This window comes from Massilibacteroides vaginae, from assembly GCF_900178525.1.
In the GTDB taxonomy this organism is placed as follows: Bacteria; Bacteroidota; Bacteroidia; order Bacteroidales; family Tannerellaceae; genus Massilibacteroides; species Massilibacteroides vaginae.
In genome coordinates this window covers 391,148-403,722 of the sequence record NZ_FXDJ01000009.1, presented here as the reverse complement: position 1 = coordinate 403,722, position 12,575 = coordinate 391,148, and the positions used below count along the sequence as shown (strand labels likewise).

10 protein-coding genes are annotated in these 12,575 nt (G+C 39.3%); 5 read left to right on the top strand and 5 right to left on the bottom strand.

Annotation, left to right across the window (positions count from 1 at the left end):
- The first annotated feature begins 162 nt into the window (after positions 1-162).
- From B9Y81_RS10215 to B9Y81_RS10205, 3 genes are all read left to right on the top strand, one after another.
- Positions 163-708, top strand: coding sequence for an RNA polymerase sigma-70 factor (locus tag B9Y81_RS10215; RefSeq protein ID WP_085536840.1), 546 nt, complete (start codon positions 163-165; stop codon positions 706-708).
- 409 nt (positions 709-1,117) lie between these two features.
- Positions 1,118-1,318 carry a hypothetical protein gene (locus B9Y81_RS10210; protein WP_085536839.1) on the top strand — a complete coding sequence of 67 codons (201 nt, stop codon included), beginning with the start codon at positions 1,118-1,120 and terminating at the stop codon, positions 1,316-1,318.
- A gap of 56 nt (positions 1,319-1,374) precedes the next feature.
- Positions 1,375-2,943, top strand: a complete 1,569-nt coding sequence (locus B9Y81_RS10205) for a M81 family metallopeptidase (RefSeq protein ID WP_085537749.1) — start codon at positions 1,375-1,377, stop codon at positions 2,941-2,943.
- Positions 2,944-3,032: 89 nt separating this feature from the next.
- On the opposite strand, the gene B9Y81_RS10200 is transcribed toward B9Y81_RS10205, so the two are convergent.
- Positions 3,033-4,268: a 3-deoxy-D-manno-octulosonic acid transferase gene (locus B9Y81_RS10200; RefSeq protein ID WP_085537748.1), complete on the bottom strand. Its 1,236-nt coding sequence runs from the start codon at positions 4,266-4,268 to the stop codon at positions 3,033-3,035.
- Positions 4,269-4,283: 15 nt separating this feature from the next.
- Positions 4,284-5,801 carry a glutamate--tRNA ligase gene (gene gltX, locus B9Y81_RS10195; RefSeq protein ID WP_085537747.1) on the bottom strand — a complete coding sequence of 506 codons (1,518 nt, stop codon included), beginning with the start codon at positions 5,799-5,801 and terminating at the stop codon, positions 4,284-4,286.
- A 94-nt stretch (positions 5,802-5,895) separates the two neighbouring features.
- Here gltX and B9Y81_RS10190 point away from each other — a divergent pair, with 94 nt between their 5' ends.
- Positions 5,896-7,926, top strand: coding sequence for an HD family phosphohydrolase (locus B9Y81_RS10190; protein WP_085536838.1), 2,031 nt, complete (start codon positions 5,896-5,898; stop codon positions 7,924-7,926).
- Here B9Y81_RS10190 and B9Y81_RS10185 read toward each other — a convergent pair.
- From B9Y81_RS10185 to B9Y81_RS10175, 3 genes are all read right to left on the bottom strand, one after another.
- On the bottom strand, positions 7,901-8,392 hold the full coding sequence (locus B9Y81_RS10185; protein WP_085536837.1) for a low molecular weight protein-tyrosine-phosphatase: 492 nt from the start codon (positions 8,390-8,392) through the stop codon (positions 7,901-7,903). The two genes, B9Y81_RS10190 and B9Y81_RS10185, sit on opposite strands and share 26 nt — an antisense overlap.
- 72 nt (positions 8,393-8,464) lie before the next feature.
- Positions 8,465-9,388, bottom strand: coding sequence for an Rpn family recombination-promoting nuclease/putative transposase (locus B9Y81_RS10180; RefSeq protein ID WP_085536836.1), 924 nt, complete (start codon positions 9,386-9,388; stop codon positions 8,465-8,467).
- 99 nt (positions 9,389-9,487) lie between these two features.
- On the bottom strand, positions 9,488-10,411 hold the full coding sequence (locus tag B9Y81_RS10175; protein ID WP_085536836.1) for an Rpn family recombination-promoting nuclease/putative transposase: 924 nt from the start codon (positions 10,409-10,411) through the stop codon (positions 9,488-9,490).
- 792 nt (positions 10,412-11,203) lie between these two features.
- Between B9Y81_RS10175 and B9Y81_RS10170 the strand changes: the two genes are divergently transcribed.
- A complete protein-coding gene (locus tag B9Y81_RS10170) occupies positions 11,204-12,571 on the top strand; it encodes a DUF6242 domain-containing protein (RefSeq protein WP_139822914.1) in 1,368 nt (455 codons plus the stop codon).
- Positions 12,572-12,575 lie beyond the last annotated feature (4 nt).

Sequence of the window (12,575 nt, the reverse complement as noted above, 5' to 3'; positions counted from 1 at the left end):
CATTAACGTTGCAAAGTTACAAATATTTTCCAAAGGAACAAATCAAACATAGAAATTGCTTATCATCCGATAAATGATATTGAAAGTTAGAAACAATAAAAAAAGATTTCTATTCGCTAAAGAAAAGTATTTATATTTGTCTACAATAGGACAAGAGCATAGATGCAGAATGTAAATTCAACACAAATCACTAGTTTCGAATCTCTCTATAAACAATATTATAAGAGAGCTTTTTTCTTTACAAAATCTTATGTGCACGATGAGTTTGCTGCAGAAGATATTGTTTCCGAATCATTAATAAAGACATGGGAACAGTTGCGAAGGGAGCATATAAGGTCTGCCGAGGCTCTTCTCTTAACTATACTTAAAAACAAATCGCTTGACTATCTGAAGCATGAAGCTATTAGAGAAAATGCGCATTACGAAATAAAAAACAGTTACGAAGAGGAGCTTGAATTACGTATTTCCATGCTGGAAGCATGTGATCCGCAAGAAATTTTTACGGCAGAGATACAGCAGATTGTTCAACATACATTACGTCAATTTTCAGCGCAAACCCGTTTAATCTTTGAACAAAGCCGTTTTGGTAATAAAAGCAATAAAGAAATAGCACTTGAATTAGGTCTATCCATAAAAAGTATTGAATACCACATTTCAAAAGTATTAAAGGCTTTGTTGACTAATTTGAAAGACTATCAGGTTAAATAAATTTTTTCGATTGGTGGTATTATTTTATTTTTATTTCGGCTACAAATCCGGGTAACCAAAACAGCATAAAAAAGAGGGTGATTTTTCGCAATACTATATAAATAAAAACATAAAGGTTATTTTTGAAAAGATATCCTTTATTTTTCGAAAAATAACCTTTATGTTTTTCGAGGGATTCAGGCCGCTGATTATCAACAATATAGAAGTTGCCGAAAAAACAGCAATTTAACCCCGATTTTTAACGTCAAAACAAGAAGAAAATAATTCCCTCCGGATAATCCATTTGCCCCATGCAACCTGCCGTTATTTCTGTTTTCCCCAAAAAACAATTAAGAGCCAGTTTAGGGTTATTTCAACGTGAATCGTCTTTAATAGTTAGAGGGTACTATCATGCAATGTTAAAATAAAAATGGACCAAGAACTATTAAATAAATATCTTTCGGGCAATGCTTCTACAGAGGAAAAGAAGCAGGTCATCGCTTGGGTTAAATCAGACACCGCGCATAAAACAAAACTACTGTCTATGCGAAAGTTGTATGATATATCCCTATGGCAAATTGAAGAATCCGAACTATCAGGAAACTTGCGCACCTTCTGGTCAATAGAGTGAGACCTTGCACATAATATAAGCTAAAGGTGAAATTATATATTATAATCTATAATCGTATGAAAAAAAGTATTTTGTTTTTGCTTACTTGTTTGTTATCTGTACCGTTGGGCAGCCATGTTATGGCTCAAAAAAAACCTCGTATCGGCATCGCAGGTATACAAATTGAAAACAGTGTTTTTATGCCTAACCGACAGGCAATGGTTGGAAATCCGATCTATATGCCGGATTATCTGAACCCGGACTCAACCTTGGGAAAGGCAGCCACATGGTTTCCTACATTGATGGGGCGCGGTAGTGGACGTGGACCGGTTACACGTGAATCGTACAATGAGTTTGTGGATAAAACACTTGAAATGATCAAGGAAAACATGCCTTACGATGCTTTCTGGTTTTACATGCATGGAGCGTGTAGCGTGGAAGGTGTTGAGGATCCGGAAGGAGAATTCATGGAAAAGATACGCCAAATAATTGGTAACGATATTCTTACAACTACAACAATGGATCTTCATGGTAATCCGTCATTGAAAGTTGCGCTGAATTCAGACTTGATCACTACCTATCGTAAAGCTCCCCATGATGACAGCCGGGAGTCTCATCGCCGTGGAGTGGTTAATCTTCTTGAGCGTATTTCATCCGGAAAAGGACGTCCTGCGTATAAGGCTTGGGTAGCAGTTCCGGTACTTGTTTCCGGCGAATGGTCAAGTACTCGGGTTGAACCTGCCAAATCACTTTATGCCTTAGTGCCCGAAGTGGAGGCAATGCCGGGTGTGATAGACGCCGGTATCTGGATTGGTTATGTTTGGGGAGATGACCGCCGTAACCAAGGAGTAGTAATGGTATATGGTGATGATAAGGAACAAGTTGGTGCCGGTGCGAAAAAGCTTGCTCAAAAATTTTGGGATGTTCGCGACCAATTCTCTTTAGAGGCACCTGGTTATCCGCTCGAAAAATGTCTTGACTTGGCTATTGCAAGTGACAAGAAACCTTTCTTTATAAGTGATATGGGAGATAATCCCGGTGGTGGTGGATCAGGAGAAGTTACTTGGACATTAGCTCGCGTATTAAAACGTCCGGAGTTTCAGTCTCCAAATGGCAAAAGCCTGCTTTATTGTTCAATTCCGGGAGAAGAAATGGTTAAGGCAGCTCGTAAAGTAGGCGTTGGCGGTCAAGCCGAAGCTTATGTGGGAGCAATGACTGATAACGCCTATGAACCTCCTGTTTTATTATCGGGAACAGTAGTATATGTCAGTCCGGAGCAAGACCAAGCATCCCAAAGCAGTACACCCTACGGAAGAAGACAAAGCGACATAGCCATCATCAAAACAGGGAGTGTTTATGTAGTGGTAGGAACTTCTTCACCAACACCTCCTCTGGAAAATACGGGAGTAGATCCTCGTGAGATGGATATTGTTATGCCAAAGCAGGGTTATTTAGTGAACCAGTGGTACAATATGAAGGCAGATTGGGTAATGGCCCTCACTCGTGGTGGTGTTGACCAAGATTTCAAGAGTGTTCCATATAAGAATATCATCAGACCTATGTATCCCATCGACAAGGATAATATGCCGGAGCCGGAACTTAATGTAATATTTGTTCCTTCGGCAAAGCACCTATATGGCAGATAAACAAATCCATATATATAAAAACAGCCTTATCCGTAAATCGGGTAAGGCTGTTTTTTGCGGGCAAAAATACACGCGAAATTTTATTATTATTACAAGGGGAGTTCTTTAATAATACGATCCGTTACTCCGGCATGGTTACGTACATAGTCTCGTGCTTGTTTATCGGCTTCTGCCTTCAGTTCGGGATAAGTAAGTAAATTGTTCATGCAACTATCAAAAGACTCTTTGTCTGAAATCGTAAACGCGCCTCCTACTTGCAAAAGATCTCTTGCCTCTTTGAATTTTTGAAATTTAGGACCGAAAATTACAGGAATTCCATAAACCGCTGCTTCCAACACATTATGGATTCCGGCACCAAAGCCTCCGCCTATATATGCCACTTCTCCATAACGATAAATAGACGAAAGAAGTCCGAAGCTATCAATAATAAGACAATCAACACCCTCCATGCTTTCTCCGGATGTGGCTTCGGATAATCGTATAGATTTCCTTTTTAACAAAGCCGCTATTCCTAACAAATGCTCTTTATGTATTTCATGTGGAGCGATGATAAGCTTCATTTCAGGACGTTCATTAAAGTAATTGATAAAAAGCTCCTCATCCTGTGGCCAAGAACTCCCGGCAACTAATACTGTTTGTTTCTCATTTTCTGGATGACTAACAAATTGTTGGACAACTTCAATCACACGCGCTTTTCTTTGTACATCCAGCACTCGGTCAAAACGTGTATCTCCGGCAATTGTCACATTTTTAATACCAAAAGAAGCCAACAAATCACGTGAAGAATCATCCTGCACAAATAAATGAGTAAAACACGTCAGCACCTTACGATAAGATCGAGCATACCATTTGAAGAAAATTTGCTGTGGCCTGAATATGGCTGATATAATGTATACAGGAATTTCCCGCCGTTTTAATTCTTTTAAATAATTGGCCCAGAATTCATATTTGATAAAAACAGCGATAGCCGGATTGGCCAGATTCAGAAATTTATTTACACGATAGGGTGTGTCAAACGGAAGATAGCAAATAACATCCGCTCCTTCATAATTCTTTCGTACTTCATATCCCGAAGGAGAAAAAAAGGTAAGTAGAATCTTATACTCAGGATGTTCCGCTTTTATTTTTTCAATAACCGGACGACCTTGTTCGAATTCTCCCAATGAAGAAGCATGAAACCAAATATATTTCGCATCCGGATCTATATTATTCCGAAGAATTGAATTTGTTTTCCACTGTCCAAGCCGCATCAAGCGCGCTTTTTTATGAAGAGGTGCGATCAACTCTACCATAAAAGCGTACAAATGGATAATCAGAGTATATATCATTACGGTATTATTTTATTTCAAAACCTCAATCGCACGCTGTATACGCTTGATTGATTCTTCTTTACCTAATGCTTCAGTAATGTCGAATATATGAGGTCCTTTACCTTCTCCGACCAAGGCCAAACGGGTAGCATTCATTATATTACCCAAATGGTATCCTTTTTGTTCTATCCAAGCTTTTACTTCAACTTCTGTTCCCTCGCTATCGAAAGGTGCACGTGTGCGAAGTACTTCCACAAGTTCGCCTAACTGCATAGCGGAATCTTCTTTCCAACGTTTTTTAGCCGTCTTTTCGTCATAACTATCCGGTGCAATAAAAAAGAAAGAAGTCTGATCCCACAATTCTTTTACAAAAGAAACACGTTCTTTCATCATTCCGACAACTTTCTCAACGTAAGCAACATCGGCTTTCACTCCTTTTGCGTTCAATATAGGAATAAACTGAGCGGCAACTTCTTTGTTGTCTTTTTTCAGAATATACTGATGGTTGAACCATTTCCCTTTCTCATAATCAAACTTTGCGCCACTACGACTACAATGATTCAAGTCGAACTTGCGAATCAGGTCATCCATATCCATGATTTCCTGATCATCCCCCGGATTCCATCCTAATAAAGCAAGGAAATTCACCACAGCATCGGGAAAATAACCACTTTCGCGATAGCCGGAAGATATTTCGTTCGTTTTAGGATCTTTCCATTCCAACGGAAATACCGGAAAACCAAGTCTGTCTCCATCACGTTTACTGAGTTTGCCGTTTCCTTCCGGTTTTAACAATAAAGGCAAATGAGCAAAGGCGGGCATGGAATCTTCCCATCCTAAGCCGCGATACAGCAGTACATGCAATGGCGCGCTGGGCAACCATTCTTCACCACGAATAACATGAGACACTTCCATCAAGTGATCGTCAACTATATTCGCTAAATGGTAAGTAGGTAGCTGATCAGCGGATTTATATAACACCTTATCATCCAGAACAGAGGAGTTGATCACTACCTCTCCACGAATCAGGTCATTTACAATAATATCTTCGTTTGGCGCAATCTGCATTCGAACCACATATTGATTCCCGGATTGGATTAATGATTGCACTTCTTCTATTGAAAGAGTCAAGCTGTTACGCATCTGCATACGTGTAGAAGCATCATATTGAAAATTAGAAATTTCCTGACGTTTCTTATCCAGTTCTTCCGGTGTATCAAAAGCGATATACGCCTTTCCGTCATTCAACAGTTGATCAACATACTGTTTGTATATTTCTCTACGTTCACTCTGACGGTAAGGGCCGTAATTTCCACCGAAACCAACACCTTCATCAAATTTCAGTCCTAACCAAGTAAGCGATTCAATAATATATTCTTCCGCTCCCGGAACAAATCGTTGGGAATCCGTATCCTCTATACGGAGAATCATGTCACCTCCATGCTGTTTGGCAAACAGATAGTTGTATAATGCCGTACGAACACCGCCTATATGTAACGCCCCCGTAGGACTTGGCGCAAAACGAACTCTGACTTTTCTTTGATTCATCATCTTCTTTTGAATAGTAATGCGGCAAAAGTAGAGCTTTTTTTTCGCATACTAAACTTTTTTACGTACATTTCGGCTTTAAACACGAGTAGTTATGGAGCTAAAAAAAAACAACATACCCACCATTTTCCTTTTTCTGATCACGACTATTATCATCGCGTATTTTTTTCCGAGAGAAGGGCTTTTCAGATATCAGTTCTTTGAAGGAAAACCCTGGCGATACGGATTGTTAACAGCTCCACAAGACTTTCCTATTTATAAAACAAATGCAGAAGTAGATGCGGAAAAAGACAGTGTTCTAAAAAACTTCTCCCCTTATTACAGATTTGACACGGAGTTAATAAATCAACAAAAAAACAAACTTCGTGAAGCTTACGCCAAACAATTGTCGAATACAGTCCCTACGGAATACATGCAATACATAGAAAAAAGTCTGGTAGATCTATATGAACGGGGAATTATTTCGCCGGTGGAGTTTGAAAATTTACAAAAAAATTCCGTTTCACAGGTAAATCTATTAAAGTCTAATGTCGGTCAATTAAATTACGCGAGTGATCTCTTTACCGTTAAAACAGCTTATGAATTTATCTTAAATAATGCACCGACCGGTTTCAATAAAGTGCTGTTGCAATCGTGTAACATCAATAATTTTTTGACAGAAAACGTCACATATGATCAGGCAACGACCGACAGGGTGAAAGAGGAATTATTAAAAAGCGTTCCTATAGCTAATGGAATGGTGCAAGCCGGAGAGCGTATTGTTGACCGAGGAGAAATCATAGATAACCATACATTTAATGTGTTAAGGTCTTTAAAGATCGTACACGAGTCCAAATCCGGAGGAGGCGCAAGGCAAAACATCATTATCATGGGGCAGTTCACCTATGTATTGATTATAATGCTCTGCCTTTGGATGTATCTTTTTTCTTTCCGCCCAAAGCTGCTGGGACGAAGAAAAGATGTTCTTTTCCTATTACTGTGTATCCTGATTCCGTCAATACTAACAGAATTATGTATTAGTCAGGGACTTTTCAATATCTACATCATTCCGTTTGGTATAGTTCCAATCGTTATCCGGACTTTTTTCGATTCACGTACAGCATTTTTCACACATCTGATGATTGCTCTGCTTTGTTCGTTAATGGCTCCATTTCCTTTTGAGTTTCTTTGCCTTCAAATTATCGCCGGTCTGGTAGCTATTTTCAGCCTGAAGGAGTTATCACAACGTTCTCAATTAATCAGTTCGTCGTTGTTCATTTTTCTGGCTTATGCAATAGCATACTTATCTATAACCGTATATCAAGAGGCTGACTTTGGTAAGATAAACTGGAATATGATATTGTATTTTGGTATTAATTTCATCTTGCTGATGTTTACCTATGTATTGGTTTATTTTCTTGAAAAAACATTCGGCTATATTTCAAGTATTACCTTAGTGGAATTATCAAATATCAACACACCGGTACTCCGGAGACTATCAGAAACTGCTCCGGGCACTTTCCAGCATTCGCTTCAGGTGTCTATTCTCGCCACAGCTGCAGCTACTAAAATTGGTGCTAACGGACCATTAGCACGTACAGGAGCCATGTATCACGATATTGGGAAAATGGTTAACCCGGCGTTTTTTACTGAAAACCAGAATAGTGTCAATCCTCACAACCAATTACCTTTCGAAGAAAGTGCTCAAATCATTATCGGACATGTTACAGAAGGTGTCAAAATAGCTGAAAAAGCAATGCTGCCGGAAGCCATTATAGACTTTATTCGTACTCACCACGGGCGAGGCAAGGTGAAATACTTTTATAATTCCTTCAAAAACAAGTATCCGAACAGAGAAATAGACGAAGCTATGTTTACTTATCCGGGACCTAATCCGTTTTCACAGGAAACTGCAATCGTTATGATGGCCGATGTTGTTGAAGCCACTTCCCGGAGTTTGAAAGAACATACAGAAGAAGGAATCAATGCGTTAGTAAACAGGTTGATCGATTCGCAGCTTGAAGATGGGCTGCTAAAAAATGCTCCACTTACTTTCCGTGATGTGGAAGAAGTGAAGCAGGTATTTATTGATAAGTTAAAAACGATGTATCACACAAGGATCAGTTATCCTGAGTTGAAGAAATAGTTTCAAACAAACCGGTGCAAGAATCTTCTAATAGGTCGAGAACCAATTCAAAACCGGAAGCTCCACCGTAATACGGGTCGGGCACATGATCATATAATTTATTACGGGCGAAATCTGTCATCCGATGTATTTTTTCAAGCGATTCTACATCCGGTGCTTTTCGCCGTAGATCCGAAATGTTGCCGTCGTCCATCCCGATGATCATGTCAAAATCATAAAAGTCATCGGTTTTTACGGGTCGCGAACGAGAATCCAGCTTATAGCCTCTGCGTGCACCATGCATACGCATTCTTGAATCAGGCAATTCTCCTTCATGGTAACCATGGATTCCGGCCGAATCAATAAAAAACAGATCACCACACCCAGCTTCACCTACTATTTTTTTCATGATTGCTTCCGCAGACGGAGATCGGCAAATATTACCCAAGCAGACAAATAATATGCTATGCTTTTTTTTCTTTGTCATATTTTCATTTTTTATCACAAAGATAAAAGCAATAACGCTTCATTGCAAGAACCGGAGTGGTCCATACACTCCTTATTTTAACTTCCGTACTATTTCCTCACTCAAGCCGGTTATCGTACAGACTTCTTCAACGGACATTCCTCTTTTTAAACAATTTACGGCTATATTTATCACACCTTCCTCACGCCCCTTTTGAAGTCCGTATTCAACACCTTCCTCTCGCCCTTCCTCACGCCCCTTTTGAAGTCCGTATTCAACGCCTTCTTCACGAGCATAGTCTACTGCGCTGCGGACGTCGTCGTATTCTAATATGCTTTTTTTGTACGTTGTCATTTCTTGTTTTGTTAGTCGGTTGATTTCTGCTGCTTTAAATAATTGTTCAAAGATTCGTCCCTGAACGGCTTCCGGGCGACTGTCTAAACGAGACAGGTTACGTAAACAGAACAACCAACGATCGGTATTGGTTCGAAGTTCGGTTGCTGTTTTTGTGAATTTCGGAAGTTCTATAAAGGCAAAATTAATCTTTTTAGAGTAAACAGTACCTGTTCTTTGACGGATTAATTGAGCATATTCCAAATAATGCTCATGATCATCTGCCGTTTCGTTGAATAACACAAAATCAAGTACGCCGATAAAATATACCGCTTTCAGATGAAAATCCCATTTCCCTGTCGGTGCCTGCTTCTGGATTGGGAGTGAGGCGTAATATAAACTGCGGTCGCGAAAATAAGGTTGCTTAGCCCGCTGCATCTCTACAATAAAATATTCCCCATCCGCATTCGTGCAGAAAATGTCGAAAATAGCTTTACGCTCCGCTTCATCTTCGCCATGAAGAATGGTGGGCTCGTATTTTAAATCGACTATTTTGTCCGGTTCAGGAAGAATCTCGTTCAGAAAATCGATCAGTAGTTCTTTATTCAGCTCGTTAAAAAACAGCTTCTTAAAGCCAAAATCCGTCAAGGGATTGATATAGCAAAAGGGATCTTTCTTTATCATGTAGGCAAAGGTTTCGGTTTGATTATTAATGGTTATTCGCCTGCAAAAATAATGCAAAATTTGTATTAACGCNAAGAACCGGAGTGGTCCATACACTCCTTATTTTAACTTCCGTACTATTTCCTCACTCAAGCCGGTTATCGTACAGACTTCTTCAACGGACATTCCTCTTTTTAAACAATTTACGGCTATATTTATCACACCTTCCTCACGCCCCTTTTGAAGTCCGTATTCAACACCTTCCTCTCGCCCTTCCTCACGCCCCTTTTGAAGTCCGTATTCAACGCCTTCTTCACGAGCATAGTCTACTGCGCTGCGGACGTCGTCGTATTCTAATATGCTTTTTTTGTACGTTGTCATTTCTTGTTTTGTTAGTCGGTTGATTTCTGCTGCTTTAAATAATTGTTCAAAGATTCGTCCCTGAACGGCTTCCGGGCGACTGTCTAAACGAGACAGGTTACGTAAACAGAACAACCAACGATCGGTATTGGTTCGAAGTTCGGTTGCTGTTTTTGTGAATTTCGGAAGTTCTATAAAGGCAAAATTAATCTTTTTAGAGTAAACAGTACCTGTTCTTTGACGGATTAATTGAGCATATTCCAAATAATGCTCATGATCATCTGCCGTTTCGTTGAATAACACAAAATCAAGTACGCCGATAAAATATACCGCTTTCAGATGAAAATCCCATTTCCCTGTCGGTGCCTGCTTCTGGATTGGGAGTGAGGCGTAATATAAACTGCGGTCGCGAAAATAAGGTTGCTTAGCCCGCTGCATCTCTACAATAAAATATTCCCCATCCGCATTCGTGCAGAAAATGTCGAAAATAGCTTTACGCTCCGCTTCATCTTCGCCATGAAGAATGGTGGGCTCGTATTTTAAATCGACTATTTTGTCCGGTTCAGGAAGAATCTCGTTCAGAAAATCGATCAGTAGTTCTTTATTCAGCTCGTTAAAAAACAGCTTCTTAAAGCCAAAATCCGTCAAGGGATTGATATAGCAAAAGGGATCTTTCTTTATCATGTAGGCAAAGGTTTCGGTTTGATTATTAATGGTTATTCGCCTGCAAAAATAATGCAAAATTTGTATTAACGCTCTTTTAATTTGAACTGATTGTGTTGATTTGATACGGCATGCCGATTAAAATGAAAGAGAACAATCATTAAAATACAGTAGTACGTTTTTTTAATGTGTAAAACAAAAAAACAATCTGAAAGCTAAAATGGCGCTTTGGCTCCATTTTGACACGGCTTAATTTGGTGAGGAATCGGCGACTTAAATCAGTTAGCCGACAGGTAGTCCCGTTTGTGTGATAAATGTCTCCAGAATGCTTGCAAAGCGCCTGTCGGGAATTGGGTTAATCCCCCAAAAAACGCATTACTATATCTTTTTAAACATAAAGGATATTTTTTAAAAGATAAAGGATATGCGGAAATTATCATTACTATGTCTTTTGGAAATACATTGGAAAGTATAAAACAGAAACGAGGGTTGTTTTAATAGAAATAAAGGATGTTTATATCTGATTTCACTATTTGTCTCTGCTAAAACTTCCTGTAAAAAGATTTAATCAAACCTTCGCAAATACAGACTGTTACCATTTTGTTCTTATCGGAATCAAATAGTCAGCCACGATGAGGCGGCAGACCAGCATACAACCATATCTGTGGGCGAAAAAAAAGAGAATTCTCCTCTTAAAAAAGATAATTAACAGTATGTTTGTCACTAAAATATTATAAATAATAGAAGCTTTAGGGGAGAAAGCGAAAAATGTTTCTACTTTTGTGCCTTTGTATGCAACAAACTTATGTTTTGATGGAAAATAGAATAATTTTATTTTTTACGGGCTGTTTCACTTTGTTACTATCGTCTTGCTTGGGTTCTGATGATACAGATTATAGTAATGAAATCGCGAAAAATTGTCAGATTTCTGCTTTTACCTTAAAGCACGATTCGATTCCCGAATTAACTACAACTAAATTCACGATTGATCAGATTAGCGGACGAATCTTCAACCAAGATTCTCTACCGTACGGTACTGTAGTAGACAAGGTTGTAGCGTCTGTTACGTATATGTCGCCTATTAGTTTAGGAAAGATTGAAGTAATTCAAGAAGCGGTGGGGGATACTTTATATTGGAACGGAACGGATTCATTAGACTACTCCAAGCCTGTAAGGTTCTTTATTACCGCCTATGACGGGATTACTAAAAAAGCATACGAAACAAAGTTGAACGTACATCAGGTAGTTCCGGACTCAATGGTTTGGGCGAAACATAATGTAACTCTTCCGGGGGCATCTGTGTCCGAAAGAAAAGTTGTTGTCTTTACTACAAACGATACGGAACGATATCACATGTATACAAAAGAGGCAGACGGAAATCATCTGTACGTAGCTTCGACTTCCGACTTAGGATCATGGTCATCACAGGAACTGAATGGTCTGCCGGAAAGCCCGGTGAAATGGGAAATGCTGACGGAATACGAAAACAACCTGTATGTTCCTTCTTCCGACCAAAAACTATATAGTTCTTCCGATGGAAACACTTGGACGTTAGTTGAAAACGCTCCGTCTGTTGTTTCGATACTCGGCGTACTTCAAGAAGAAACAACTGCTAAAAAGCCTTCGGCTCTTGCCATAATAGCCTCTTTAGACGGCACATCACAATTTGCAAGCATGGATAAATCAGGCGTATGGTCGAATGGGAAAGTAGTTCCGGCACAATTTCCTATATCAGGATCGGCACCTTTATCATACAATCTTATGTATCGTGAGCGCTTGTTTCTTGCCGGTGGAAAAACAACAGGAGGCAGTGTTTTATCAGATACATGGTCAACCATGGATGGTTTAAACTGGGTATCAACAAATCCCACAAAAGGCTTTAGTAGTAGGGAAGGAGCTTCGATCGCATTATATGATTCAACATTTTTCATAGTAGGAGGGTTTGATGAAAAAGGTCAAGCATTAAAAGACATATATCGTTCAAAAGATAATGGTATCACTTGGGTATTATCCGACTCTGTAGTAGTGATGCCCAACGATTATAAAGCACGTGCTTATACTTCGATGATTGTGGACGAAGCGGATAACATGCATCTTTTCGGCGGAAAAGAAGCAAAGGGGAAAAAAGATTTGGAAGAGCTTTGGATAGGACGAATCAACCGATTAGGATTTAAGAAATAGAACT

Coding starts and splice junctions, on each gene's coding strand:
- B9Y81_RS10215 (WP_085536840.1), top strand. CDS start 163: ATGCAGAATGTAAATTCAACACAAATCACTAGTTTCGAATCTCTCTAT.
- B9Y81_RS10210 (WP_085536839.1), top strand. CDS start 1,118: ATGGACCAAGAACTATTAAATAAATATCTTTCGGGCAATGCTTCTACA.
- B9Y81_RS10205 (WP_085537749.1), top strand. CDS start 1,375: ATGAAAAAAAGTATTTTGTTTTTGCTTACTTGTTTGTTATCTGTACCG.
- gltX (WP_085537747.1), bottom strand. CDS start 5,801: ATGAATCAAAGAAAAGTCAGAGTTCGTTTTGCGCCAAGTCCTACGGGG.
- B9Y81_RS10190 (WP_085536838.1), top strand. CDS start 5,896: ATGGAGCTAAAAAAAAACAACATACCCACCATTTTCCTTTTTCTGATC.
- B9Y81_RS10185 (WP_085536837.1), bottom strand. CDS start 8,392: ATGACAAAGAAAAAAAAGCATAGCATATTATTTGTCTGCTTGGGTAAT.
- B9Y81_RS10180 (WP_085536836.1), bottom strand. CDS start 9,388: ATGATAAAGAAAGATCCCTTTTGCTATATCAATCCCTTGACGGATTTT.
- B9Y81_RS10175 (WP_085536836.1), bottom strand. CDS start 10,411: ATGATAAAGAAAGATCCCTTTTGCTATATCAATCCCTTGACGGATTTT.
- B9Y81_RS10170 (WP_139822914.1), top strand. CDS start 11,204: ATGGAAAATAGAATAATTTTATTTTTTACGGGCTGTTTCACTTTGTTA.